This is a genomic window from Streptomyces liliifuscus, from assembly GCF_016598615.1.
Taxonomy (GTDB): domain Bacteria; phylum Actinomycetota; class Actinomycetes; order Streptomycetales; family Streptomycetaceae; genus Streptomyces; species Streptomyces liliifuscus.
Window position 1 is genome coordinate 4,931,216 of sequence record NZ_CP066831.1, and the last position, 24,067, is coordinate 4,955,282.

The 24,067-nt window shown below is 70.5% G+C and carries 22 protein-coding genes; 14 read left to right on the top strand and 8 right to left on the bottom strand.

Annotation, left to right across the window (positions count from 1 at the left end; translation table 11 throughout):
• Nucleotides 1-318 precede the first annotated feature (318 nt).
• Entirely contained in the window at nucleotides 319-3,546 is a 3,228-nt protein-coding gene (locus tag JEQ17_RS20790; RefSeq protein ID WP_234048294.1) for an FAD-binding and (Fe-S)-binding domain-containing protein, read from the bottom strand.
• Between the two features lie 190 nt (nucleotides 3,547-3,736).
• Here JEQ17_RS20790 and JEQ17_RS50085 point away from each other — a divergent pair, with 190 nt between their 5' ends.
• From JEQ17_RS50085 to serC, 6 genes are all read left to right on the top strand, one after another.
• Complete coding sequence (locus tag JEQ17_RS50085) at nucleotides 3,737-6,007, top strand: ATP-binding protein (protein WP_234048295.1); 2,271 nt, start codon at nucleotides 3,737-3,739, stop codon at nucleotides 6,005-6,007.
• A gap of 113 nt (nucleotides 6,008-6,120) precedes the next feature.
• The gene (locus JEQ17_RS20800) at nucleotides 6,121-6,510 is read left to right on the top strand and encodes a roadblock/LC7 domain-containing protein (RefSeq protein ID WP_234048755.1); all 390 of its coding nucleotides are present in this window, start codon (nucleotides 6,121-6,123) and stop codon (nucleotides 6,508-6,510) included.
• The gene (locus JEQ17_RS20805) at nucleotides 6,507-6,863 is read left to right on the top strand and encodes a DUF742 domain-containing protein (RefSeq protein ID WP_200396640.1); all 357 of its coding nucleotides are present in this window, start codon (nucleotides 6,507-6,509) and stop codon (nucleotides 6,861-6,863) included. The genes JEQ17_RS20800 and JEQ17_RS20805 overlap by 4 nt, the downstream gene beginning before the upstream one ends.
• 235 nt (nucleotides 6,864-7,098) lie before the next feature.
• The gene (locus JEQ17_RS20810) at nucleotides 7,099-7,782 is read left to right on the top strand and encodes a GTP-binding protein (protein ID WP_200401621.1); all 684 of its coding nucleotides are present in this window, start codon (nucleotides 7,099-7,101) and stop codon (nucleotides 7,780-7,782) included.
• The gene (locus JEQ17_RS20815; RefSeq protein ID WP_200396641.1) at nucleotides 7,779-9,023 is read left to right on the top strand and encodes a cytochrome P450; all 1,245 of its coding nucleotides are present in this window, start codon (nucleotides 7,779-7,781) and stop codon (nucleotides 9,021-9,023) included. The genes JEQ17_RS20810 and JEQ17_RS20815 overlap by 4 nt, the downstream gene beginning before the upstream one ends.
• Before the next feature lie 305 nt (nucleotides 9,024-9,328).
• Nucleotides 9,329-10,447 (top strand): phosphoserine transaminase, encoded by a 1,119-nt coding sequence (gene serC / locus JEQ17_RS20820; protein WP_200396642.1) that lies wholly within the window; start codon nucleotides 9,329-9,331, stop codon nucleotides 10,445-10,447.
• Nucleotides 10,448-10,543: 96 nt separating this feature from the next.
• Here serC and JEQ17_RS20825 read toward each other — a convergent pair whose 3' ends face one another.
• The 3 genes from JEQ17_RS20825 to JEQ17_RS20835 all read right to left on the bottom strand — a co-directional run bounded on the left by JEQ17_RS20825 (nucleotide 10,544) and on the right by JEQ17_RS20835 (nucleotide 14,147).
• Entirely contained in the window at nucleotides 10,544-12,109 is a 1,566-nt protein-coding gene (locus JEQ17_RS20825; protein WP_200396643.1) for a cellulase family glycosylhydrolase, read from the bottom strand.
• 176 nt (nucleotides 12,110-12,285) lie between these two features.
• A complete protein-coding gene (locus JEQ17_RS20830) occupies nucleotides 12,286-13,131 on the bottom strand; it encodes an ABC transporter permease (protein ID WP_200396644.1) in 846 nt (281 codons plus the stop codon).
• On the bottom strand, nucleotides 13,128-14,147 hold the full coding sequence (locus JEQ17_RS20835; RefSeq protein ID WP_200396645.1) for an ATP-binding cassette domain-containing protein: 1,020 nt from the start codon (nucleotides 14,145-14,147) through the stop codon (nucleotides 13,128-13,130). Before JEQ17_RS20835 ends, JEQ17_RS20830 begins: the two co-directional genes overlap by 4 nt.
• Nucleotides 14,148-14,277: 130 nt before the next feature.
• Here JEQ17_RS20835 and JEQ17_RS20840 point away from each other — a divergent pair, with 130 nt between their 5' ends.
• Nucleotides 14,278-15,042, top strand: coding sequence for a TetR/AcrR family transcriptional regulator (locus JEQ17_RS20840; RefSeq protein ID WP_200396646.1), 765 nt, complete (start codon nucleotides 14,278-14,280; stop codon nucleotides 15,040-15,042).
• A 70-nt stretch (nucleotides 15,043-15,112) separates the two neighbouring features.
• On the opposite strand, the gene JEQ17_RS20845 is transcribed toward JEQ17_RS20840, so the two are convergent.
• Nucleotides 15,113-16,105 (bottom strand): WD40 repeat domain-containing protein, encoded by a 993-nt coding sequence (locus JEQ17_RS20845; protein WP_200396647.1) that lies wholly within the window; start codon nucleotides 16,103-16,105, stop codon nucleotides 15,113-15,115.
• 88 nt (nucleotides 16,106-16,193) lie between these two features.
• On the opposite strand from JEQ17_RS20845, the gene JEQ17_RS20850 reads away from it, so the two are divergent.
• The 3 genes from JEQ17_RS20850 to JEQ17_RS20860 all read left to right on the top strand — a co-directional run bounded on the left by JEQ17_RS20850 (nucleotide 16,194) and on the right by JEQ17_RS20860 (nucleotide 18,085).
• Nucleotides 16,194-16,877, top strand: a complete 684-nt coding sequence (locus JEQ17_RS20850) for an SGNH/GDSL hydrolase family protein (protein ID WP_200396648.1) — start codon at nucleotides 16,194-16,196, stop codon at nucleotides 16,875-16,877.
• An 88-nt stretch (nucleotides 16,878-16,965) separates the two neighbouring features.
• On the top strand, nucleotides 16,966-17,553 hold the full coding sequence (locus JEQ17_RS20855) for a Uma2 family endonuclease (protein WP_200396649.1): 588 nt from the start codon (nucleotides 16,966-16,968) through the stop codon (nucleotides 17,551-17,553).
• Between the two features lie 61 nt (nucleotides 17,554-17,614).
• Nucleotides 17,615-18,085 (top strand): MarR family transcriptional regulator, encoded by a 471-nt coding sequence (locus JEQ17_RS20860; protein WP_200396650.1) that lies wholly within the window; start codon nucleotides 17,615-17,617, stop codon nucleotides 18,083-18,085.
• Between the two features lie 66 nt (nucleotides 18,086-18,151).
• Here the strand turns inward: JEQ17_RS20860 and JEQ17_RS20865 are convergent, their stop codons facing one another.
• The 3 genes from JEQ17_RS20865 to JEQ17_RS20875 all read right to left on the bottom strand — a co-directional run bounded on the left by JEQ17_RS20865 (nucleotide 18,152) and on the right by JEQ17_RS20875 (nucleotide 20,428).
• Nucleotides 18,152-18,760 (bottom strand): SMI1/KNR4 family protein, encoded by a 609-nt coding sequence (locus tag JEQ17_RS20865; RefSeq protein ID WP_200396651.1) that lies wholly within the window; start codon nucleotides 18,758-18,760, stop codon nucleotides 18,152-18,154.
• Nucleotides 18,761-18,861: 101 nt separating this feature from the next.
• A complete protein-coding gene (locus JEQ17_RS20870) occupies nucleotides 18,862-19,902 on the bottom strand; it encodes a hypothetical protein (RefSeq protein ID WP_200396652.1) in 1,041 nt (346 codons plus the stop codon).
• 106 nt (nucleotides 19,903-20,008) lie between these two features.
• Nucleotides 20,009-20,428 (bottom strand): hypothetical protein, encoded by a 420-nt coding sequence (locus tag JEQ17_RS20875; RefSeq protein WP_200396653.1) that lies wholly within the window; start codon nucleotides 20,426-20,428, stop codon nucleotides 20,009-20,011.
• A gap of 119 nt (nucleotides 20,429-20,547) precedes the next feature.
• Between JEQ17_RS20875 and JEQ17_RS20880 the strand changes: the two genes are divergently transcribed.
• The 4 genes from JEQ17_RS20880 (at nucleotide 20,548) to JEQ17_RS20895 (ending at nucleotide 23,955) form a co-directional block, all read left to right on the top strand.
• A complete protein-coding gene (locus tag JEQ17_RS20880; RefSeq protein ID WP_200396654.1) occupies nucleotides 20,548-21,324 on the top strand; it encodes a helix-turn-helix domain-containing protein in 777 nt (258 codons plus the stop codon).
• The gene (locus tag JEQ17_RS20885) at nucleotides 21,321-21,524 is read left to right on the top strand and encodes a DUF397 domain-containing protein (RefSeq protein WP_200396655.1); all 204 of its coding nucleotides are present in this window, start codon (nucleotides 21,321-21,323) and stop codon (nucleotides 21,522-21,524) included. The genes JEQ17_RS20880 and JEQ17_RS20885 overlap by 4 nt, the downstream gene beginning before the upstream one ends.
• 128 nt (nucleotides 21,525-21,652) lie before the next feature.
• Nucleotides 21,653-22,027 carry an effector-associated constant component EACC1 gene (locus tag JEQ17_RS20890; protein ID WP_200396656.1) on the top strand — a complete coding sequence of 125 codons (375 nt, stop codon included), beginning with the start codon at nucleotides 21,653-21,655 and terminating at the stop codon, nucleotides 22,025-22,027.
• Entirely contained in the window at nucleotides 22,024-23,955 is a 1,932-nt protein-coding gene (locus JEQ17_RS20895; protein WP_200396657.1) for a caspase, EACC1-associated type, read from the top strand. Before JEQ17_RS20890 ends, JEQ17_RS20895 begins: the two co-directional genes overlap by 4 nt.
• Nucleotides 23,956-24,067: the final 112 nt, after the last annotated feature.

Here is a 24,067-nt window from a genome sequence, read left to right on the forward strand (position 1 = left end):
GATCCGTATTCGGATCCGTCGGCGACGGCTCGGCGGTGTGTGGAGAGTGCATAGGTGTTGCCTTTCGGGAGTGCCTCGTTGGCAAGGCGCTCCCGGCGACACCTACGTCAATCGCCCGGCCGTGACGGGAAGGGGGAGCACCCACGTCGATACAGCGTTCATGGGTCTCACCTCCTCGGGCGGTGTCACGGTCGCCTGGAAGCTACTGGCCCGAGCGTCATCCGGTCCAGCCCTTTTCGGCGCGGGGCCCGGCTGGTCCCTGCCACGGTCGACGAACCGGGTCGCGTCGGCGGTCGTGCAGTGGGCCTGAGCGCGTCCCTAGATCTCGGGGTCGTCGAGACCCTCCGCCAGCACCTCCGCCAGGTGTCTGCCCTTCCGGCCTCCGAGCTGTTCCAACTGTTCCAGCTGGGTGCGGCACGAGAAGCCGTCCGCCAGGACCACCGGTTCCTCCCCGGCTGCCCGGACCGCAGGCAGCAACTGCTCCTCCGCGCAGGCCACCGACACTTCGTAGTGCCCCTTCTCGAAGCCGAAGTTGCCTGCCAGGCCGCAGCAGCCGCCGGAGAGTTCCCCGGTCAGGCCCGCTGCCGTGCGAAGGCGGCGGTCCGGGGCGTCGCCGAGGATCGCGTGCTGGTGGCAGTGGGTCTGGCCGACGACAGGGCGGTCCAGTCGGGGTGGGGTCCAGTGCGGGGCGTGGCGTTCGAGCGCCTCCGCGAAGGTCAGGACCGCCGACGCCACGCGCCGGGCGCGCGGATCGTCGGGCAGCAGCTCGGGCAGGTCCGTACGCAGGGCCGCGGCGCAGCTGGGTTCGAGGACGACGATGGGCGGGGGTTCCCCGGGGATGGACGGGTCCACGAGCGGATGCAGCAGGTCGAGGGTCCGGCGCATCACCTTGCGGGCGCGGTCCAGCTGCCCCGTCGAGACATAGGTCAGCCCACAGCAGACCCGGCCACGGGGAGCCGCCCGCGGGCCGACCGACAGGTTCGGGACGACTGGCGGGCCCGGGGCGTCCTGCGGGCCCGGGGCGTCCTGCGGGCCCGGAGCGCTTGACCGGCTCGGGACGGCCGACAGGCCCGGAACAGTGGGCGAGTTCGGGGCGGTCCGCGGGTTCGGAGCGCCCGACAATCCGTCGCCGGGCTCCCGGCCCCACGGCTGCTGCCGCCCACCCATGCCCGGTACCCACCGAAGCCACCCGCCCACGGCCGGCATCCACCGAAGCCACCTGCCCATGCCCGGCACCCGCAGAAGGCGTTTCTCCCTCGGAGGCCACGGCAGCACTCTCAGCCCCGCCGCCTCCAGGACCCGTGCGGCCGCCTTTCCGACGGACGGTGACAGGTACTCCGTGAAGGTGTCCGGCCAGAGAACGACCGTCCTGGGCAGGCCGTCCGGGTGCTCTTCGTACGCGACGCCCGCGCGCGTTTCCCGCCGTACCCGCGCCCTGGCCCTGCGGCCCCACCATCGGGTGAAGGTCTCCCCCGCCACCCGTGGAATCTCCCGCTCGGGCGCGATCCCGCCCAGCCGCTTGGCGACGGCCGCCAACGGACGTACCGAAGCAAGGAAGTTGACCGGCCCGGCCAGGCGCAGGCGGGACACCGTGCCGAGCCAGACCGGCAGCCACCCCATCGCATAGTGCGCGGCCGGTCGTCGACGGCCCGCGTAGTGGTGGTGCAGGAACTCCGCCTTGTACGTGGCCATGTCGACGCCGACCGGGCAGTCGGAGCGGCAGCCCTTGCAGGACAGGCACAGGTCCAGCGCGTCCCGGACCTCCGTGGACGCCCAGCCGTCGGTGACGACCTCACCCGCGAGCATCTCGTGCAGCAGCCGGGCCCGCCCGCGCGTGGAGTGCTCCTCCTCGCCGGTCGCACGGAAGGAGGGGCACATGACGCCGGAGCCCGGACCGGCCGTCTCCGTACGGCACTTGGCGACGCCCACGCATCTGCGGACCGCCGCCGAGAAGTCCCCGCCGTCGTGCGGATAGCCGAAGGCCACGTCCACCGGCTCGCGCGGAAGCACGGCGAACCTCAGGTTCTCGTCCAGCGCGGCGGGCCGGACCAGCATTCCCGGGTTGAGCAGGTCGTCCGGGTCCCACACCGACTTCGCGCGCTCGAAGAGGGCGACCATCTCCTCCCCGTACATCTTCGGGAGCAGTTCGGCCCGGGCCTGTCCGTCGCCGTGCTCCCCGGAGAGCGAGCCGCCGTGGGCGACCACCAGCTCCGCCAGCTCCTCCGAGAAGCGGCGGAAGCGGCCGATGCCCTCGCGGGAGAGCAGGTCGAAGTCGATACGTACGTGGATGCAGCCGTCCCCGAAGTGCCCGTACGGCGTGCCGCGCAGTCCGTGGGAGGTCAGCAGCCCTCTGAAGTCCCGCAGGTACGGGCCGAGTCGGGCCGGGGGCACCGCGCAGTCCTCCCAGCCGGGCCAGGCCTCGGTGCCGTCCGGCATCCGCGTCGCCGTGCCGCTCGCGTCCTCGCGGACGCGCCACAGGGCCCGCTGACCGGCCGGGTCGGTGACCACGAGGGAGTCGACGACGTCCGCGGCGCGCACGATCGTGTCCGCACGCGCGCGTGCCTCCGCCGCCGTCCCGCCGCCCGTCTCCACGAACAGCCAGGCACCGCCCCTGGGCAGGCCGGCGTCCGCCCGTACGAGATCGGCCGCCATGCCCTCCACCGTCAACGGCCGTCCCCCACGCTCGGCTTCGCTCGCGCGGGGGGACCCCCATGGCAGCAGGCCCGCCGCAGCCTCGGCCGCCGCGCTCTCGTCCGCGTACGCCAGCACGGCCAGCGCACGCGCGCGTGGGGCCTCGACCAGGGCGACGACTGCCTCCGTCAGCACGCCCAGGGTGCCCTCGGATCCGCAGAAGGAACGGGCGACGTCGGCGCCCTTCTCGGGGAGCAGCGCGTCCAGCGCGTACCCCGAGATACGGCGGGGCAGGTCCGGGAAGCCGGTGCGCAGCCGCTCCAGCTCGCCCTCCACCAGGGCCCGCAGCCCCTCCGGAGCGCCCGCCCAGGATCTGCCCGGTGACAGGAACTCGCCCCTCGCCGTCACCACGGACAGCTCGCGCACGCTGTCGGCCGTCGTGCCCCAGGCCACCGAGTGCGACCCGCACGAGTTGTTGCCGATCATCCCGCCGAGCGTGCACCGGCTGTGCGTCGACGGGTCGGGTCCGAAGCGCAGGCCGTGCGGCGCGGCGGCCTCCTGGAGGCGGTCCAGAACGACCCCCGGCTGGACCACGGCCGTGCGCTCCTGCGCGTCCAGGGACAGGATCCGGTTCATGTGGCGGGTGAAGTCCAGCACCACACCCGTGCCGGTCGCCTGTCCCGCGATCGACGTACCACCACCGCGCGCGACGACCGGCACGCGGAGACGGGAGCAGACGGACAGCGCCGCCGCGACGTCGTCGGCGTCTCTCGGGGCGACCACGCCGAGCGGCACACGCCGGTAGTTGGACGCGTCCATGGTGGTCAGCGCCCTCGCCGTCACGTCGAAGGCGACCTCTCCGCGCACGGCTTTGCGCAGCTCCGACCGCAGCTCCCCGAGATCCATTTCCGTCATGCCTCCAAGAATGCCCCCCGTCACTGACAGTGACCCCCGGCACGCGAAGCAGGGTCTGCCCCCGGATTGGGGACGACTTGTGAAAGCGGGCACGAATCCTGCCCGGTCCGATCACGAACTCCCATATAGTGACCGCCAGTTGAGCACCAGGTGTCGCATCCCGCCCAGGACACGACCGAGGACACGATTGATGACCGCGCCCACCCCGCAAGCGCGCCCCACCCCGGATCGGCCGTCTCCGGCACACCTCGGCGGGGAACGACCTCGTCTGCGTGCCGTCGTGCTCGCCCCGCTCCTGGCCGCCGTACCCGCGGCGCTCGCCGTCGGCGCCGCGGTCGCCCTGGCCCCCGCGTCGGTGCGCGTGCCCCTCGCCTGGGGCGGCAGCGCGGCCGTCGTCCTGCTCTGCGCGGCCGTCGCCCTGGCGAGCCGCGCCACGGCGACGTCGCGATTACTCGTCCGCCGCCTCGAAGCGGTGTCCCAGGAGGCCGGCCGGCTGCTCCAGGAGCACGCCCGCCTCACCGAGGAGTCGGCCCGCGAACGCGCGCGTCTGACGGACGAGTACACGCGGGAACGCGCCCGCCTCGCCGAGCAGAACACCCACCAGAAGGTCCGTCTGGCCGCCGAACTCGACCGGGAGCGCATCCGCCTCGGCGCCGAGCACGCGCGCGTGGCCGACGAACTGCGGCAGGCGAGAACCGACCGCGCCGCCGCGATCTCGGCGGCCGCGAACACCGCGGGCCGGCTGCAGGCCCTGGCCACGAGCATGCTGGCCGACCTGCGCGCCATGGAGGAGCGGCACGCCGACGAGGACGTCCTCACCGACCTCCTCCACCTCGACCACCGCACCGCACAGGCGGGCCGTCTCGCCGACTCCGTCGCCGTCCTCGCGGGCGCGCGTTCGGGCCGCCGCTGGGCGCGGCCCATCGTCATGGAGTCGATCCTGCGCGGCGCGATGGGCCGTATCAGCGGCTACCAGCGCGTACGCGTGCACTCGTCGAGCGAGGCCGCCGTGGCCGGGCACGCCGCCGAAGGCGTGATGCACGCACTCGCCGAAATCCTCGACAACGCCGCGAACTTCTCTCCTCCGACGGCCGAAGTGCACGTCTACGTAGAGGAGGTTCCGGCCGGAGTCATCATCTCCGTGGAGGACAGCGGGCTGGTGATGGGCGACGTCCAGCTGCGCCGCGCCGAACGCGCCGTCTCCGGCGAGGAGGCGGAACTCGGCGGCCTCAGCGGCACCCGGCTCGGCCTCGCGGTCGTCGGCCGCCTCTCCCGCAAGTACGGCCTGAAGGTCTCCTTCCGCCCCTCCGCGCGCGGCGGCACGGGTGTGCTGGTGCTCATCCCCCAGGACATCCTGGCGAGCGCGGCGTCGACCGCGGCACAGACGCCGCCGCAGGCTGCGGCTTCGACGCAGACCTCGGGTTCGATGCCGACATCGGGTTCGACGTCGGCTTCGGCTTCGACGTCGGCTTCGATGCCGGCTTCAGGTTCGGCTTCGATGCCGACTTCGGCGACTGGCTCGGCTCCGGATGCTGCCTCGACGCCGGCTTGGGCCTCCACCGAGACTCCGACGCCGGCCTCGACAACTGGCGCCGCCCCGACGCCGACTTGGGCTCCCACCGAGACTCCGACGCCGGCCTCGACGACTGGCGTCGCTGGCCCGACGTCGGCTTGGGGCTCGTTCTCGTCTTCGGCCTCGTCCTCGGCCCCGGCGCCTACCCCGACGTGGGCTTCGGCGTCGGACCCGGACCTGGCATCGGCATCGGCATCGGCATCGGCATCGAGCCACGTACCGGCCGTGCCCCAGGTACCCACCGCGAACCCGGCCTCGACCCCTGCCTCGGCACCCGGCCCGGCCGTGGCCTGGGTCCCGATTCCGGCCACGCACGACGCCCCTGAGGTCAATGGGACCCATGAGACCAATGGGACCCACGGCGCTCACGACATCCGCGACACCCACGCCGCCCTCGACGCCCACGCCTCCCGTCACGGTCACGAGCCCGAGGCGTCGGCCCCGGCGCCCCAGTCCTGGCCCCAGCCCCAACCCTGGCCCCGCCCCCAGGAGTCGTACGCCGCCGCACACGCCCTGACCGACCTGGACCCGGAGCCCGTGCCGGCCCACGGCTCCCCGCTCCAGCCGGTGGTCGCCGACCCGCTCGTCAGCCTCCCCAAGCGCCACCGGGGCCGCACCCTCGCCGAGGCAGAGGCCGAAGTGGAGGCCCAGCGCTCCCGCAGCAGACCCCCGACCGCGCGCGACAGCCATGACGGCTCCGCCGGTTCCGACCGCTCCGGCGCCCTCTACCCCCCGGAGGCCACCGGCTCCGCGCCCGACGACGTGATGACCCGCGCCGCCCGCTTCAGCAGTTTCCGCCAAGCCGTCCGAGGGACGTCGGCGGAGGAGCCCGTCCAAGCCCGTACGAGCCCTGCCACCTCCCACCCGGAAAGCGACCCCACTTCATGACCGGCCCCACCGGCCCCATCGGCAGCACGGCCACGGCCGCCATCGCCGCATCCGCATCCGCCTCCCCCACCGCCTACTCCTCCGCCTCCACCGAGGAGAAGCTGACCTGGCTCATGCAGGGCATGCTGGCGCGCACCCCCGGCGCCCGGCACGCGCTCGTCCTCTCCCGGGACGGCCTGAAGCTGTGCCGTACGCCGGAACTCTCCGTCGACCAGGCCGACCAGCTCGCCGCCATCGCCGCCGGAATCCAGTCGCTGTCCCACGGGGCGTCCATGGAGTTCGGGGACGGCACCGGGGGCGTACGGTCGGCGATGGCCGAGTTCTACGGCGGGGTCCTGTTCATCGTGGAGGCGGGCGAGGGCGCGCATCTGGCCCTGGTCACGGCCGAGGAGGCGGACCCCGGGCTCGTCGGGCACAACATGGCCGAACTCGTGGAGCAGCTCGGCGAACACCTGAGTTCACAGCCTCGTACGTCACTGAGCGCGCAGCCACGTACGTCATGAGCCGGCCGGGCAGGGACGACGCCCCCGACCGGCTCTACACCGTCACGCAAGGACGCAGCCGGTCCATGCCCGGAACCCCGTTCGACCTGGTGACCCTGGTCGTCGCCGAGTGCGACGCGGTCCCCGGCATGCAGTCGGAGCACGCGGCGATCCTGCGCCTCGCCGAACGGCCCACCGCCGTCGCGGAGGTCGCCGCGGAGCTGCGGCTGCCGGTCAGCATCACGAAGATCCTGCTCTCCGACCTCCTCGCCGAGGGCCGTGTCAGCGCCCGCCACCCGCGCAGGGCCGCAATCGCCGGCCGCCCCGATCCCGACATCCTGGAGCAGGTGCTCGTTGGACTCCGCAACCTCTGAACCGACCGCCGCCGCCCGTACACCGGACACGGGTACGGCCGACACGGGTGCGCCCGACGCCGGTACGCCCGGCTCCGGTACATCCAGCGCCCGTACGCCCGAGGCCCGTACGGCCGAGGAGCATGCACCCGAGGCCCGTACGCCCGCAGACCGTGCGCCCGACGCGCGTGCGTCCCAGGACCGTGCGCCCGACGCGCGTGCGTCCCAGGACCGTGCACCCGAGGCTCGTACGCCGCTGGAGGCGTCCGCCGACAACGGGCTGAAGATCGTGGTCGTCGGCGGTTTCGGCGTCGGCAAGACGACGATGATCCACTCGGTGAGCGAGATCCGCCCCCTCAGCACCGAGGAGACGATCACGCGGGCCGGCGAGACGGTAGACGACGTCAGCGCGGTGCCCGGCAAGTCCCAGACGACCGTCGCCTTCGACTTCGGCCGCATCACGCTCAGCGCCCGCACGGTGCTCTACCTCTTCGGCGCGCCGGGCCAGGAGCGCTTCTGGTACCTCTGGGACCGGCTCTTCACCGGGGCGCTCGGCGCGGTCGTCCTCGTCGACACCCGGCGCATCGACGACTCCTGGTACGCCATCGACCGGCTCGAACGCCTCGGTACGCCGTTCATCGTCGCCCGCAACGACTTCGGCGGCCCCGCCCATCCACTCGAACAGGTCCGCGACGCCCTCGACCTCGCCCCGCACATCCCGCTCGTCGACTGCGACGCGCGTTCCCGCGACTCCGGCAAACGTGTCCTGATCACGCTGGTCGAGCACATCAAGAGCCTGTACCTCGCCGAGGACCCGCAGGTCATCGAAAGGGTGCGGGCCGCCAGGAGTCCGTACGCGGCCGAGGGCGCCGCCGGTACGCCGCAGGAGCAAGTCACCGCACCCGCGGTCACCGCACCCGCGCCGGAGTTGACGCAGTGAACCCCGCCCCCGTACGTCTCAACGGGCCCCGGTTCCTGGCCGAACCCGCCGAGTTGTACCGGGAGTTGAGGCGTGAGCACGGTGCCGTGGCGTCGGTGCTGCTCGACGGGGACATCCCGGCCTGGCTCGTGCTCGGCTATCGCGAACTGCACCAGGTCACCGGGGATCCCGTGCTGTTCAGCCGCGACTCCGGCCTGTGGAACCAGTGGGACCGGGTCCCCGACGACTGGCCGCTGCTGCCGCTGATCGGCCGCGGCCAGCCGTCCATCCTCTACACCGTCGGCGAACGCCACCGCGAGCGGGCCGCGATGGTCAGCGACGCCCTCGAAGCCGTCGACGCCTTCGAACTGCGTACGCTCGCCGAGCGGTTCGCCGACGAACTGATCGACGCGGTGTGCGCCAAGGGCGCCACGGACCTCGTCGCGGACTACGCGGCCCTGCTGCCCGTACGCGTCCTCGCCACGCTCTACGGCTTCGCCGACGAACAGGGCCCCGGGCTCGTCGCCGCCCTGAACGACATGGTCGACGGGCACGAGGGCGCCATCACCGGGCAGTTGCACGTGGCCGCCGCGATGGCCCGCCTGGTGGCGGACCGGGCTGCGCGGCCCGCGGACGACGTGGTCAGCCGGATGCTCGCGTGGGGACACGCGGGAGGGCATGCCGTCTCGCCCTTCACGCACGAGGAGATCACCCAGGACCTGATGGTCATGATGGCCGCGGGGCACCAGCCGACCGCCGACTGGATCGGCAACTCGCTGCGGCTGATGCTCACGGACGAGCGGTTCGCGGCCTCGCTCTTCGGCGGTCGGCGCAGTGTCGCCGAGGCCATGAACGAGGTGCTGTGGGAGGACACGCCCACGCAGAACGTGGCCGGGCGCTGGGCCGCGCGCGACACGCGGCTCGGGGGGCGGGGTGTGCGTGCCGGTGACCTCCTGCTCCTCGGCCTCCAGGCGGCCAACCACGACCCACAGGTCCGCACCCACAGCTCCGCCCTCACCGGCGGCAACAGCGCACACTTCTCCTTCGGCCACGGCGAACACCGCTGCCCGTTCCCGGCCCAGGAAATAGCGGAGGTCATAGCCCGCACAGCCATCGAGGTAGTCCTGGACCGCCTCCCGGACATAGACCTGACGGTCCCCGCCACGGCTCTGACCCGCCGCCCCTCCCCCTGGCTCCGGGGCCTGACCTCCCTCCCGGTCCACTTCACCCCGGCCCCACCGCTCGGCGGCACGCGCGCATAGCAACGGCTTTTCCTCGCCCCCGCCGCCCCTACCCATTCCCGTCCCTTTTCGGGGGCCAGCCCCCGAACCCCCGCTCCTCAAACGCCGGAGAGGCTGAAATACCAAAGGGGCGCGGGGAACTGCGCGACAAGCCCCCACCGGGCCCGCACCCGAAAACGCACCCACGGGGCCTGGGGCGGAGCCCCAGAAGGATGGGACGGGTAGGGGCGGCGGGGGCGAAGAAAAACCCGGCGGCACCCCCGGAGGGCGTCTCATCGGCCGGACGACGTTTCACCCACGTTTCCGGAAACGGCTACGCTCCCGTCGTGGCTGATATCCAGATCCCCGCTGACCTCAAGCCCGCCGACGGCCGTTTCGGCGCGGGCCCCTCCAAGGTGCGTACGGAGTCGCTCACCGCGCTCGCCGCGACCGGCACGTCCCTGATGGGCACGTCCCACCGCCAGGCCCCGGTGAAGAACCTCGTGGGGAAGGTCCGCGAGGGAGTGCGCGACCTCTTCCAGCTCCCCGAGGGCTACGAGGTCGTCCTCGGCAACGGCGGCTCCACCGCGTTCTGGGACGTCGCGACGCACGGCCTGATCGAGAACAAGTCGCAGCACCTCACCTTCGGTGAGTTCAGCTCGAAGTTCGCGAAGGCCGCCAAGCTCGCCCCCTGGCTCGCCGACCCGGACGTCATCACCTCCGAGCCGGGCACGCACCCGGAGCCGGTCGCCCAGTCGGGCGTGGACGTGTACGCCCTCACGCACAACGAGACCTCCACCGGCGTCGCGGCCCCGGTCAAGCGCGTCGCGGGCGCCGACGAGGGCGCGCTCGTCCTCGTGGACGCGACGAGCGGCGCGGGCGGCCTGCCGGTCGACATCGCCGAGACCGACGTCTACTACTTCGCCCCGCAGAAGTCGTTCGCCGCGGACGGCGGCCTGTGGATCGGGATCTTCTCCCCGGCCGCCATCGAGCGCGCCGAGCGCGTCCACGCGAGCGGACGCCACGTCCCGGAGTTCTTCAGCCTGCCCACGGCGATCGACAACTCCCGCAAGAACCAGACGTACAACACCCCGGCCCTCGCGACCCTCTTCCTGCTGAACGACCAGCTGGAGTGGATCAACGGCCAGGGCGGCCTCGACTGGTCGGTCCGCCGCACGGCGACCTCCTCGCGCACGCTGTACGGCTGGGCCGAGGACGTCAAGTACGCGAACCCGTTCGTCACCGACCCGGCCAAGCGCTCCCAGGTCATCGGCACGATCGACTTCACCGACGACGTCGACGCGGCCGCCGTCGCCAAGGTCCTGCGCGCCAACGGCATCGTCGACACCGAGCCCTACCGCAAGCTCGGCCGCAACCAGCTCCGCGTCGCCATGTTCCCCGCGATCGACCCGGCGGACATCGAGTCCCTCACGAAGTGCATCGACTACGTGATCGAGAAGCTGTAGCAGTCCTTCGTACGGCAACTGGGGCGCCCGGCACGGCAATCGTGCCGGGCGCCCTTGTCTGTCCTGTCTCATATCGCCCGGCCTAAGTCACCCGGCCTACGTCGCCATACAGCTCACCGTCGGTGTCCCCCCGCCGCCCGGCGTGCCCCCGAACCCGAAGCTTGCTGAAGCGCCCACCGCGATCGTTCCGTTGTGGGCGGCGTTCGACGCGGTCACCGTCGAACCGCTCTGTGTGTACGAGGCGTTCCACATGTTGGTGATCTTCTGGGTGCCGGGCCAGGTCCAGGTGGTCTTCCAGGACTTGAGGGGGGTGGTGCCTGAATTCGTTACTTTGACCTCGGCGTTGAAGCCGCCGCCCCAGTCGCTGCTTACGGTGTAGGCGGCGGTGCAGGCCGCCGTGCCCCCGCCAGGGTCACCAGGGTCGCCGGGATCGCCCGGGTCACCCGGATCGCCCCCTCCGCCCGCGAAGCCCGGTGCCTTCACGCTCGCCAGGTAGCCGTCCTTCACCGTGTCCACGGTCGTCCAGTCGTCCTTGAGGATTCCGCCCGTGTCACCGGAGTTGGGGTTCCAGGACCAGAAGGTCCAGGAGATGCTGTCGGCGCCGTACGTGCCCGTGGGCCGGAGGTAACTCACCAGAGCGGCAAGCCACTTCTGGTCGATCGTCGACTGGAGTGTCGTGCCGAACTCGCCGATCCACACCGGAGCGATGTTCTGCTTGAAGATGTAGCCCCAGTACTTGTCCCAGATGCCCGGCATGTTGGCGGGGAAGGACGGGTCGCTGAACCAGCTCTGCTGGGCCACGCTCGTGGCGTAGTCGTGGGCCGAGTAGACGACCCGGTTCGGGACGTCCAGCTGGACCGGATACTGCGCCACGCCCATCAGGTTGCCGCCCCACCAGCCCGACACTCCGTTGAAGGTCTGCACGCCCTCGACGAAGACCAGCAGCTCGGGGTTGACCGACAGGACCGCGTTGCCGGCGCGCTGGGCGGCCAGGCGCCAGTCCCTCGTCGTGTCTCCGCAGCCCCAACAGGCCGGATCGTGCGGCTCGTTGTGGAGGTCGATGCCGATCACCGTGGGGTTGCCCCGGTAACGGGTCGCCAGCGCCTTGAGGTTGGCGATCCACGTCGACTCCGGGACCGCCGACGTGTACCAGAGCGCCGACTGGCCCGCCGCGTCCGGACGATGCCGGTCCAGTACGACCTTGAGGCCGCCCTGACCCGCGTACGCCACGATCCTGTCCATGATCTGGAGGGAGCCGAGGCCCTGGAGGTCGGCGTTCTTGCCGCCGGAGAAGTCGATGCTGTTGGGTACGGTGCCGCTCTTGAAGAGGTCGTCGCTGTACGGCAGCCGGATGGTGTTGTAGCCGAGCGACTTCATCTGGTCGATCATGCTTTTGTAGTCGCGCGCCCAGAGGCCGTGGGGCGTGTGGTTGGCGGTCTCGAAGCCGAACCAGTTGATGCCGGCGATCCGTACGGGCTGACCGGCCGCGTCCAGGATCTGCCGACCGCTGGTGTGCCAGTAACCGGCTCCGGGGGCCGCCGCCGCGGCCGCCCGGTCCAGGGCGTCCGCCGGGTCGGCGTGGGCGGCCGTCTGCACACCGGCCAGCGGTAACAGGAGCGCCGCGGCGGCAGCACACAGCGCTCTTCGCAAGCTGCGGAACATGTCGCTGCTTCCTCTCGGGAGGCGCGGGCCCGGAACGCATGGGAGCGCTCCCACCACCCCACGCACCCCCATGGAAGAGATCCTGCGTGGACACGTCAAGAAGTCGTGCGGTATTCGGGACACTTGAGGTCCCGAATACCGCACGCCGCCCACAACCGCGCAAGCGCGACCGACTACTACTTGCTGAGCTTCTGGAACCTCCGTACCGCCAGCGGAACGAAGATCAGCGTGAGGACCAGCGGCCAGACGGCCGCCATCAGCAGCGCGTGCTGCTCGACCCACGAGTCGCCGCTGCCCACCGGCGTGCCGAACAGTTCGCGGGTGGCCGCGGCCGTCGACGAGATCGGGTTCCAGGCCGCCACATGGCCGAGCCAGTCCGGCATCAGCTGCGGGGCGACGAAGATGCTGGAGATCATCGTCAGCGGGAACGCGACCGCGAACAGACCGCCCGCCGCCTCCGGGTTGGGCACGAGCAGCCCGAGCCACACCCCGAGCCAGATCAGCGCGAACCGCAGCCACAGCAGCAGCGCGAAGGCCCCCAGGAAGGCGAAGCCACCATCCGGCCGCCAGCCCATGGCGACCGCGGTGAGCATCAGGATCGTCAACTCCGCGCAGGCGACGATGAGATCGGTGACCCCGCGCCCCGCGACGACGGCGGACGGCGCCATCGGCATGGAGCGGAACCGGTCGATGACGCCCTTCGTGGAGTCGTACACGACGAGTGTCGCGGTGTTGATGAACCCGAAGGCCATCGTCATCACGAACATGCCCGGCATCAGGAAGTCCCGGTAGTCACCGCCGCCGGGCACCTGCATCGCACTGCCGAAGACGTACCCGTACAGCAGCACCGACAGGATCGGGAAGCCCAACTGCCAGGCGATGTTGATCGGTTGGCGCTGGTAGTGGGTGAGCCCGCGCCGGACGACGTTCCAGCAGTCGGCCAACACCCAGTACGCGCGGCCGTGTTCGTCGACGGCCGACGTCCCGGTCGGCGTCCCGGTCGCTTCGAGCGTGCCGCTCATGCCACGGCCTCCTTCGTGTCCTCGGCACCCTGAGTGCCCTTCACGCTCTTCACGTTCGGCTCGTCCTCGGTGACGTCCGTGCGGTGGCCGGTCAGGCGCAGGAACACGTCGTCGAGGCTCGGCCTGCGCAGGCCGATGTCCTCCACGCGCACGCCCTCGTCCTGGAGGGTGCGGGCCACCTCGGTGAGCGCCGCGACCCGGTCGGTCACGGGCGCGTGCACCCTCAACTCTGTCTCGTCCGACTCCGGTTCGCCGTCCGAGACCCGGGCGACGACCTTCACCGCCCGCGCGATGTCGGCCCGCTCGGCGACGACGACCTCGATCCGGTCGCCGCCCACCGTGCTCTTCAGCCCGTCCGGGGTGTCGTCGGCGATGGACCGCCCCTGGTCGATCACGGTGATGTGCGAGGCGAGCTTGTCGGCCTCCTCCAGATACTGCGTGGTCAGCAGCACGGTGGTGCCGCCGGTCACCAACGCCCGTACGGAGTCCCAGACTTCACCCCGGCCGCGCGGGTCGAGGCCGGTCGTCGGCTCGTCCAGGAACAGCACGCGCGGGGTGAGGATCATCGACGCGGCGAGGTCCAGGCGCCGCCGCATGCCGCCGCTGTACTTCCCGACTCCCTTGTCCGCGGCGTCGGTCAGGTCGAACTGCTCCAGCAACTCGCCCGCCCGCAGCCGCGCCCGGCGCCCGCCCAGGTGGAACAGTCGCCCGAACATCTCCAGGTTCTGCCGGCCGGTGAGCACCTCGTCGACCGCCGCGTACTGACCGGTGAGCCCGATCCGCGCCCGCACCTCCCGGGGCTGCCGTGCGACGTCCAGGCCCGCCACCCGGGCGCTTCCCCCGTCCAGCTTCACCAGCGTGGAGAGGATGCGGACGGCGGTCGTCTTGCCCGCGCCGTTCGGCCCGAGCAGGCCGTGCACCGTGCCCTCCCGCACGGCCAGGTCGAAGCCGTCGAGGGCCCGCTTCTCCCCGTACCTCTTCTCGAGCCCCTCGGCCCTCACCGCATAACCGCTCACAGCACTCCCCCATCCATTGAAGCCCGTTCCTGAAACCCGTTCCTGAAGTCGATCCCTGAAACTGGGTACGCCGTACCCCATTGAGAGTACACCGTACCCAGTTTTGACCCAAGGGATTATTCTGAGATCCATGACAAGCGGCTCGGGCGGCACGGAGACCAGCGGGAGCGGAGACATCGTCCGCACCCTTCACCTGCTGTGGGACACGGGCCCCCGGCGCAGTCGCGGGCCGAAGCCGGGCCTCACGCTGGACCGGATCGTGGAAGCGGCGGTCCGGATCGCGGACACGGAAGGTCTGGAGGCCGTCTCGATGCGCCGGCTCTCCACGGAGCTCGGCACCGGCACGATGTCCCTCTACCGGTACGTTCCCGGCAAGGGCGAGCTGCTCGATCTGATGCTGGACCGCGTCCAGCGCCCGAACGGCGACATGTCCGCCTACGGCGAGAACTGGCGCTCGGCCCTGGAGGCCGTCGGCCGCGAGAGCCTCGCCCTCTACCAGCGCCACCCCTGGCTGCTGAAGGTCAACCAGTCCCGCCCGGTCCTCGGCCCCAGCGCCATCGACGGCATGGAGAAAGTGATCTCCTGCATCAAGCCCATGGGCCTGAGCGACCCCGAGCTGGTCTCGGTGGTCATCATGATCGACTCGTACGTCACCGGGGCCGCCCGCTCCCAGCTGTACACGCAGGAGGCGGAGCGCAGGACGGGCCTGACGGACGCGGAGTTCTGGGCCGCCCAGAGCCCCATCCTGGAGAAGGTCATGGCCGGCGGCGACTACCCCGTGATGGCCGCACTCTCAGCAGAAGCCTTCGGCCCGGACTTCGACCACTTCGACTTCGGCCTGCAGCGGATCCTGGACGGCTTGGAGACACTGGTGGACCGCAGGGGCGCCCCGTAAGGGGCGCGGGGAACTGCGCGCTCAGCCCCCACGAACCCGCAGCCGTCGAACGGCCCCTCCAACGGCGTACTCAGTCGCGCCGCAGCAGTCGCTTGAGCCCGTAGATGACGGCCAGGGCGACCACCAACGCAACCGCACCCATCTTGATGTCGGCGTTCATGCCGTCGCCACCCCCACCCCCGTCGGCCGAACTGCCTTCCCCGGAAGGCGACTTACCGTCTCCGCCACCCCCGCCCGGTACGTTCCCCGGCTCCACGGAACTGTCCGAGCCCTCGCTCCCGTACAGCAGTGTGGATCCGTCGGGGGTGTACGCCATCGACTCGCCCTGCCCCTGGAGCGGCACGCTCAGCCGCCCCTCGCGCTTCACCTTCCCGCCGTTCCAGTCGTACGCGAGGCCGCCGAAGTAGCCGCGTACGGCGAGCTGCTTGCCGTCGGGGGAGAAGGCGCCGTCGGTGACCCAGAGGTCGATGGCGCCGATGCGTTTGAAGGTGTTGGTGCCGGAGGGGGTGAGCTTGGCGGGCCCCTCGTAGAGCCCGCCCCCGTCCTCGTTCTTCGAGACGATGTAGACGCGCCCGGTCTTCGGGTGGACCATCAGCGCCTCGGCGTCGCGTGCCCCGTCGGCGTACTTCACGTCGTACTGCGTGGCGCGGACGGTCTGGTTCTTGAGCTGCTTGGGCTCGGGCAGCTCGTAGATCCAGACGTGGTCCCAGGTGCCGCCGAGGTTGTCGCCGATGTCGCCGACGTAGAGGTGGCCGTTCGGGCCCATGGAGATGGCCTCGACGTCCCGGGGCCGGCCGACGCCCGTCATGGTGACGGTGGCGACGGTCTCACCGGTCTTGCTGTCGACGGCGTAGAGGAAGGCCCCGTCGTCGCTGTCGTTGTGGGTCCAGTAGATGCCGGGGTGGGCGCGGGAGGCGACGAGCCCGCTGGACTCGGTGATCCGGGGATCCTTGATCGTGAACCCGTCCGCCCCCTCCGAACCGGCGCTGTCGGCGGCAACGGCGGGCGCGACGAGCACCCCGGCGAGGAGGGCCCCGAAAAGGAGCGCAAGCGAGCGACGCATGCCCCAAGCCTGCCATCCCCGACGCCGGTTCAGCGGGCGTGTCCAGCCTCACACCCTGCCTCTCACGCTGATCGTCCATGATGAGCGGATGCTCAGGTTCATGCCCGTAGGCGATTCCATGACCATCGGAAGCGCGGGCGAACACACATGGCGCTACCGGATGTGGCAGCACCTGCGCGCGACGTACGGCGGCCCCTTCAAGATCGTCGGCCCTCGCGAGACGCTCTACGACAAGGCCACGGAGACCGCCGACTCGTACGAGTACGCCGACCAGGACTTCCCCCGCGCCCATCTGGCGGGGTGGGGCGAGGGCTGGCACCACCTGACCCCGCTGATCGCGGACACGGTCCGCAAGTCGCGCGCGGACGTGCTCCTCGTCTCCCTCGGACTGATCGACCTGGGCTTCTACACGAACGCGGCCCAGACGGCGGAGAACGCCCGCGCCTTCATCGCCGAGGCCCGCTCGGCGAACGCCCGCGTGGCGATGGTCCTCCTGCCGGTGATCCCGAACGCGAGGGCGGAGACCGACGCGCCCTTCGCCCGCGAGGTCGCCCTCTTCAACGAACTCCTCGCGAAGACGGTCGCGGACCTGGACGAGCCCGGGTCCCCCCTCCTGCTGGCCTCGGTCCCGCCCTCGTACGACATCAACCACGACACGTACGACGGCACCCACCCCAACGCCTCCGGCGAACACAAACTGGCGGCGGCCTTCGCCGAGGCGATGCACCAGGCGTGGGACGTGGGCGCCCCGTACGAGGCCGAAACCGCCTGACCGAATCGGGGCGTGGCCTGGTCACCGTGCGTATCGTTGTACCGCGCGGCTGCACTCGTCCGAGGAGCGGCCGGGGAGGAGCGCCACGATGACCGTCCTGGAAGACAGGATCGAGATGGCCGACACGAACGTCGATCGCCTGGACGAGTGGTTCGAGCGACTTGAGCGGATGCCCGTCCCCGAGGGAATCAAGGTTGAGATCGTCGGGGGTAACGTCTTCATGACGCCGCAGCGAAGCGTCCACTGGCACGTCATCCGGAGGATCATCCGGGCGTTGGAAGACAGGTTCGGCATGGACGTCGAGGCGTTGTCCGACGTGCGGATCGACTTCCCCGGTCACGAGAACGGCTTCTGCCCCGACGTGGTCAAGATGCGTGACGGCGCTACGGATGGCACCGAAAGCCGCTGGCGTCACGATGATGTCGAATTCGTCGCCGAGGTCATCTCAAGGGGAACGGCCCAGAACGACTACGGCCCCAAAAAGGACGCCTACGCCGCCGCCGAAGTCCCCGTCTACCTCATCGCCGACCCGTACCAGGGCAAGTGCCACCTCTACACACAGCCCAAGGACGGGGAGTACGTCATCGAAACCTCCGTCGCCTTCGGCGCGGACGTCGACATGACGGGCACGGTTCTCGACCTCACCCTCAAGACGGACGAGTTCCCCCGGGACTGACGCCCCGCCTCGCCCTCGGCCCTCTTGACCTCAACCAAACTTGAGCTCCTACGGTCGGCCCATGACCACACAGCAGCTCACCCCGTACCCCCGTCAGCAGCTCGCCGCCCAGCCCATCGGGTACTGGACGGGCGCCGCCCACCGTGAGGTGGTGGGCCGGATCCGCAGGGAGCTGGCGACGGAGTCGCTCACGCAGCCCCACTGGTGGATCCTCAACCACGTCGCCGCGGCCCCGGCCCACTGGACCCGCTCCGCACTCGCCGCCAAGCTCACCCGCTACGACGACCAGGGCATCGACTTCGCCGAGGTCTTCGCCGACCTGGCGAGCCGCGGCTGGACGACTGAGGACACCACCGGCACCCTCACCCTCACCGAGGCGGGAGAAGCCGGTCGCGTCCGCGCCAAGGAGCGCAACCTCCGGGCCCACGAGGAGACCCACGCCGGGATCACCGAGGAAGAGTACGTGGCCACGCTCGATGTGCTGCGTCGGGTGATAGCGAATCTGGGCGGGGACAGCGACCTGCCGGAATGACCGGCCGGAGTGACCGGCTGGAAGCGTCGGCCGGGATAGTCGGCCGGAACGGGCTTCGGCGGTGCGTCAGGAGCTGTTGCCGTCGTCGGTGAACCCGAACCGGCGGTTGAGACTGTTCATGTCCCAGTCGGCAGGTTCGCCGGCTTCGTCCGTCCAGGAGAGGGTGCCGGGGAAATCGGCGTCCTCGTGCGTCGCCTCCCACTCTTCCCCGCCCGGCAGCATCGCGATCCACGGCGGGGAGGAGTCCAGCGCGTCCGCCACGAATGCCAGCAGGGCCGAGAACGACGCCCCGAGCGGATCGTCGTCCCGGACGTACCCCTGCACGGGGTCGTAGCTCCCGATGTGTCCCGTCCTCGTGTCGACCGTCATCTCCAGCGGGCCGAGGCTGCCGATGGGCACGTACACGGGCTCGTCGCTCTTGAGGACGTGCCACTCGGTGTAGGAGCGCGCGATCTCGTCGACGCCGTACAGAACGAATCCGGGCGGGACGACCGTGACGAGCCCCGAGCCGTTGTGCCGGAGCAACGACTGTTCGATGTCCGGCGGAAGGCGGATGCCGGCCTGCTCCGACAGTCTCGCGAGGTCGTCCCGCCCGGCCGGCTCCGGCAGTTCGTCCTCGGGCGCATACCGCGCCAGCCACCGCTCGACCTTCTCCCACGACTCGTCGACCGTCACGAGACCGCCCCCTTCAGTCGCGCGTCGCCGCCCCGCTCTCAGCATGCCCTCGGCCACGGCCCCCGGTGCGCGAACTCACGGGCCCAGTACGGCCGGAGGCGCTATGCACCCGCGGCACACTCCTGTACGCGCGTCCGCCACTGTTCCGAGAGCGGCTGGAGTTGGAGTGTCGTCTCGAAGGCGGCGGCTGTGCGGCAGCGGAGGCAGTGGGTTTCGTCGTTGCGGGGGCGGAAGACGTGTTCGGTGCCGGGGCCGGGGCAGGTCACCAGGCCCCGCCTGGCCGGGGGAGCTGCCCCGGCCTGCTCGGGCGGTGGGGTGGGAGTCACCTGGCACCTCGCCGCCGGGAGCTTCTGGATCAGGCGGTGGCGCAGGAAGCCGACCGCCGAGCGGATGCCGTCCGCCGGAAGGCCGGTCGTCAGGGCGCGGCGGAGGTCCGGCACCGAGACGCCCCGCCGCAGCCACTCCGCCGCCGCGTCGGCCAGCAGACGGGCCTCGCGTACGCCGAGGAGCAGGTGAGGGTGCGCGTGACGAAGAGACAGCAACACGCCTTCTGCCTCGGCAAGTTCGGCGGGAGCGGACCCGAGTTCTTCCTCGGGTCCGGGTCCGGGTCCGGGTCCGGGTCCGGGTCCGGGTCCGGTCTCGGTTCCTTGGGGTGGTGGGTGGGGAAGGTTCTTCTCTCCCGAGTCTTCTGTCAGGGGAGAGTCACCGACCGTCCGCTCGCCCGGCCGACCGACCGTCGGCGGACGCCCACTCGGTACGCCGTCACTCATGCCCAGGTCCGCGTCCACGCCCGCGTCCATGTCCGCCCCTCCCTCTCGGGCCCGGGACGCCTCGTCACGCGTGAGGGTGACATTGGTGAGGAGTTGTTCCGTGATCCAGCGGCCACGCGCGCCCTGCTCCCGCCACTCGTGCAAGTAACCGCAGTCGGCGAGGAGTTGCTTGGCCTTCTGGTAGGCCCGGCCCTTCAGCCCCAGCCTGACCGCGTGTTCGCTGAGCGGCTTGGGGGCGGCGGCCTCGGACTCGGGGAGCCCCTGTACGTACAGCAGCAGAACCTTCGCGTCACTGTTGAGCCGCGAGTGCCGTACGACGTCGTGCGAGGCTTTCGTGTAGCGCCGAACCGGCGCGATAGCATGCCGAAGCATTTCTGGTGGAGTTCCCGTCCACTGGTGGTGAAGGTCCTCGGGCGGTGTTGGTAGCACCTCCGGGGACCGCTCCGTACACGGATGCGTACGGAGCGTGATGTCGCGGTCACCGTACAGCACCGATCAAGCGACTCACCACTTCGTGCAGCAACCCCACCTCCACGAACGGCACTTCAGCCGTCGGCTCCGACCGCCACTCCAGCGGCCAGGTCAACCCACCCAACGCGGGCACCCCCACGTACGCCCATCCCTGCGCGTCCCGGCCCAGGGCGCGCACCCCGGCGGGCCAGCGGTGGCCCGTGGCGCTTTGCGGGGGCAACAGGAAGTACATGTACCGGCACCCCGTCGCCTCCCGGACGATCGGGCCCGCCTGGAAATCCGTGAACTGCATGAGCTCGTACGCCACTTGCTCTGCGAGTACGCCCGCGATCCGTACGGCGTCGAAGTGGATGCCCGCGTGACGGAGCCCGTGTCCGGAGGCCGGGATCCAGGCGTGAACGGTGGCGGGGGAAGTTTTCGGGTTCATGGAGCAAATGCTTACGGGCCGTCACATACTGTGACCAGGGTTACGCAAGGTCCGTGCACCTCTGTGCACTTGGGGAGGTCGTTGTGCACTCCGGTGATCAGGGTTCGGGGAACCAGGAGATGTTCGGCTCGTTGCTTCGGTTCTTCCGCGAACGGGCCGGTCTGACGCAGGAGGGGTTGGGCGGGCACGCCGGTTACTCCAAGTCGCAAGTCGCCATGGTGGAGCGGGGCGAGCGTCCGCCCAAGGGCAGGCTCGTCGAGATCGCGGATGAGGTGCTGGGTGCACAAGGTGCACTTCTTGCGGCGGGCAAGAAGCTGAGGGCCAGTCGCTTTCCCGCATGGTTCGAGGACTACGCCGAGTTGGAGGCCAAGGCCGGCGTCATCAACATGTACGCGAACCATGTGGTCCCCGGCATGCTCCAGGCGGAGGCGTATGCACGGGCGATCATCAACTGCCACTGCCCGCCCTTCGAGGACGAGGAGGTCGAGGCCCACGTGACAGCCCGGCTGGAGCGTCAGAAGGTACTGCAGCGCAAGCCCGCGCCACTCGTGGCCTTCGTACTGGAGGAGCACACCTTGACCCGGCCTGTCGGCGGCCCCACGGCTCTCAAGGAACAGCTGAGCCACATCCTTGAGATCGGCCAGCGGCGCAATATCGAGATCCAGGTGATGCCGCACAACCGCGAGGTCCATGCCGGGCTCAACGGTCCGATGATTCTGTTGGAGACCGCCGAGCGCAATCAACTTGCCTACGTGGAGGGACCGGGCGGAGGCTACTTCGTGGACCAACAGCCCAACCTGGGTGACCTGTTCGCGCAATATGGCATTCTGCGAGCTCAGGCCCTCAGCCCAGAGGAATCCACGAAGCTGATCGAACGGGTGGCAGACGCGCTATGAGCACTGACCTGAACTGGTTCAAGAGCAGCTACAGCGGCAGCCAGGGCGGCGAATGCCTAGAGATAGCCATAGCCCAGACCGCCCCCGCCGCCATCCCCACCACCATCCACGTCCGCGACTCGAAAACCCCCGCCGCCCCCACCCTCAGGGTCACCCCCGCGCCATGGACCGCCTTCCTCGCCCACGTCACCGCGTCGTGAGCGATTCGGGCGCACTCTAAGTCGCCCGTCCGGGCCGGACCTGCCGTCACCGGATCTTCCATCCGGACGAGGTATCCGCCCCCTGATTCCCGCCCGTCGTACCGCCCCTCACATGAAGCTTGGGCGTCATGGAGATCCGGATCACGATGGACGGAGCTCGGCACGACTCCGAGCGGCGTTCCCTCTACAAGTGGCTGCGCGACGACCGGGAGTTGAGGGGGGTCGTCGAGGTCGCGATGGTCGGCTCGGAACCCGAGGAGCCGGACACCGACACGATGGGGGCCGACTTCGAGACCATCGCCGTCGTCCTGAACACCGCGCTGCAGCTCGGCAGCCTCACCGTGGCGATCGCGGCGTGGCGGCAGGGACACGCACCCCGTTCGACGATGGTCATCGAGCGCGACGGAGTGAGGATCACGCTCCCCGACGGCCGTCTCGACGACGCCGAGGCACTCCTGCGCGCCTTGGAGGACCGGGGCGAGGACGGGGAGGGTCGCCGATGAGCGGGGAGACCAACTCCCGGATCGATCCGGCGCGTTCGGCCTGCGTGCTCATCGGGGTCGACGCGTACACCGCCCTGGATCCGCTGCGGGCCGTACGGAACAACCTCACCCGGCTCGAAGAGGCGTTGACGGACCCGGGTATCTGGGGCGTAGCCCGGGAATCGTGCCAGGTCGTGTCCAATCCGGCGACACAGCAGGAGCTGATCGGCCCGGTCCGCAAAGCGGCCACGGCCGCTCAGGACACTCTGATCGTCTACTACGCGGGCCACGGGTTCATCGACCACTCGGACGGCAGTCTCTATCTGACGCTTCCCGGGACGGAACCCGGGGAGATCGACGGGGCGGTGCCCTACGAATGGCTGCGCCGCGCCATTCGCGACAACGGCTCGGCCAAGCGTCGCATCGTGGTGCTGGACTGTTGCTACAGCGGCAAGGCGCTCGACGGCATGTCCGCCGCGGGGACCCTGCAGGTCACGGCCCTCATGAACGACGTCGAGGGGTCGTACGTGGTGGCGGCCTCGGCCGCGAACCGACTGGCGCTGTCCCCCCGGGGCGAGGAGTGCACGGCTTTCACCGGTGAACTCGTGAACGTCCTGGGGCACGGCATCCCGGGCGATCCGGAGGTGCTGCCCCTGGGCAGGGTCTTCCACCACGTCCGCACCAGTCTGCAGCGCAAGCGGCGGCCGCAGCCCGAACTGCAGGACCGCAACGGCATCGGCTCGCTGCTCTTCGTCAGGAACCGGCAGCACGTCGCGCAGGCCGTCCCACCGCCGTCCGAAGGGGCACCGACCGCACCCGGGCGCGGGCGGCGCGGATACCTGGTGGCAGCCGCGGTGGCGGTGGTCGCGGCTCTCACGACGGCGGGGGCCATGTTCTGGTGGCCCGCCGAGGAGGCGGCCGGGCCCTGCTCGGAGACCGCGTCTCTGCTGAGCGTCTCCGACGCCCTGGGCAAGGTCGACGATCCGAAGTACCAGCGGGCCCCTCTGGACGGCCTGTCCGCGATCGCGCTGGACGGACCGGCTCACGCATGGGTATTGGCCGACAACGACCCGGGCCGGATGTTCCACGTCGCGCTCGGCACCCCCGACCGCCTCGATCCCGATCCCGAGAGCGGCGAGGGAATCCGGACCCTCAAACGCAAGGACGGCACCCCGTACAGGCGAGGCTTCGACGGTGAGGGCCTGGTCGTCGAGAAGGGCGCCGACACCATGCTGATCAGTGCGGAGCGGGACTCGGCGATCCATCGGTTCCGGATCGCGGACGGCAAGGAGCTGGGCACCCTGCCCGTCCCCGGACCCTGGCGGAACATCCCCTCCGGAGGGCGGGCCGACGGAAACCGCAACGTCGAGTCCCTGACCGCCACGTCGGACGGCCGCCACCTCTACACGGGCCTCGAAGGGCCGCTCGCCGGCGACGGCGACTCGGCGGGCCGCAACCTGTTGCGCATCCAGCGCTACACGGGCTCGCCGGGCGGCTCGTACGCCCTCGACGGCCAGTACGCGTACGAGGCCGACGCGGGCGCCTATCTGGCGGAACTCGTCGCGGTCGACACCGACCGGCTGCTCGCACTGGAGCGCACGTACGCCGCGGGCATGGGCAACAGGATCCGCGTCTACGACGTCACGCTCACCGGCATGAAGGACGTCACGAAGGTCAAGTACCTGACCGACGAACTCCCCGACACCTTCGCCACCGAGAGCAAGCGGCTCGTACTCGACCTGGCCGACTGCCCCTCCGGAGACCTCAAGGCACCCGAGGGACAGACCCAGCCGAACCCGCTCCTCGACAACGTGGAGGGCATGGCTCTCGGCGGCCGCCTCACCGAGGGGGAACACCGTGGCCGCCGCCTGCTCTATCTGATCAGCGACAACAACAGCAGCCCGAAACAGGTCACCAGGGTGTACGCCCTCAGCGTGTCCCTGAAGTGACTCCCGCGCCCGGCAAGGTGTCCGGAACTCCTGGCCCCGAAGGCGAAGGAACAGCGCCGCGCGTCAATACACCCGGCGTCCGCCCGCTGTGGTGATCTTGGCGGTCAAGCCA

What these genes read in the sequence shown, in the direction of transcription:
- JEQ17_RS20790 (WP_234048294.1), bottom strand. Translation starts at nt 3,546, where the DNA reads ATGACGGAAATGGATCTCGGGGAGCTGCGGTCGGAGCTGCGCAAAGCC.
- JEQ17_RS50085 (WP_234048295.1), top strand. Translation starts at nt 3,737, where the DNA reads ATGACCGCGCCCACCCCGCAAGCGCGCCCCACCCCGGATCGGCCGTCT.
- JEQ17_RS20800 (WP_234048755.1), top strand. Translation starts at nt 6,121, where the DNA reads ATGCAGGGCATGCTGGCGCGCACCCCCGGCGCCCGGCACGCGCTCGTC.
- JEQ17_RS20805 (WP_200396640.1), top strand. Translation starts at nt 6,507, where the DNA reads ATGAGCCGGCCGGGCAGGGACGACGCCCCCGACCGGCTCTACACCGTC.
- JEQ17_RS20825 (WP_200396643.1), bottom strand. Translation starts at nt 12,109, where the DNA reads ATGTTCCGCAGCTTGCGAAGAGCGCTGTGTGCTGCCGCCGCGGCGCTC.
- JEQ17_RS20830 (WP_200396644.1), bottom strand. Translation starts at nt 13,131, where the DNA reads ATGAGCGGCACGCTCGAAGCGACCGGGACGCCGACCGGGACGTCGGCC.
- JEQ17_RS20840 (WP_200396646.1), top strand. Translation starts at nt 14,278, where the DNA reads ATGACAAGCGGCTCGGGCGGCACGGAGACCAGCGGGAGCGGAGACATC.
- JEQ17_RS20845 (WP_200396647.1), bottom strand. Translation starts at nt 16,105, where the DNA reads ATGCGTCGCTCGCTTGCGCTCCTTTTCGGGGCCCTCCTCGCCGGGGTG.
- JEQ17_RS20850 (WP_200396648.1), top strand. Translation starts at nt 16,194, where the DNA reads ATGCTCAGGTTCATGCCCGTAGGCGATTCCATGACCATCGGAAGCGCG.
- JEQ17_RS20855 (WP_200396649.1), top strand. Translation starts at nt 16,966, where the DNA reads ATGACCGTCCTGGAAGACAGGATCGAGATGGCCGACACGAACGTCGAT.
- JEQ17_RS20860 (WP_200396650.1), top strand. Translation starts at nt 17,615, where the DNA reads ATGACCACACAGCAGCTCACCCCGTACCCCCGTCAGCAGCTCGCCGCC.
- JEQ17_RS20870 (WP_200396652.1), bottom strand. Translation starts at nt 19,902, where the DNA reads ATGCTTCGGCATGCTATCGCGCCGGTTCGGCGCTACACGAAAGCCTCG.
- JEQ17_RS20875 (WP_200396653.1), bottom strand. Translation starts at nt 20,428, where the DNA reads ATGAACCCGAAAACTTCCCCCGCCACCGTTCACGCCTGGATCCCGGCC.
- JEQ17_RS20880 (WP_200396654.1), top strand. Translation starts at nt 20,548, where the DNA reads ATGTTCGGCTCGTTGCTTCGGTTCTTCCGCGAACGGGCCGGTCTGACG.
- JEQ17_RS20885 (WP_200396655.1), top strand. Translation starts at nt 21,321, where the DNA reads ATGAGCACTGACCTGAACTGGTTCAAGAGCAGCTACAGCGGCAGCCAG.
- JEQ17_RS20890 (WP_200396656.1), top strand. Translation starts at nt 21,653, where the DNA reads ATGGAGATCCGGATCACGATGGACGGAGCTCGGCACGACTCCGAGCGG.
- JEQ17_RS20895 (WP_200396657.1), top strand. Translation starts at nt 22,024, where the DNA reads ATGAGCGGGGAGACCAACTCCCGGATCGATCCGGCGCGTTCGGCCTGC.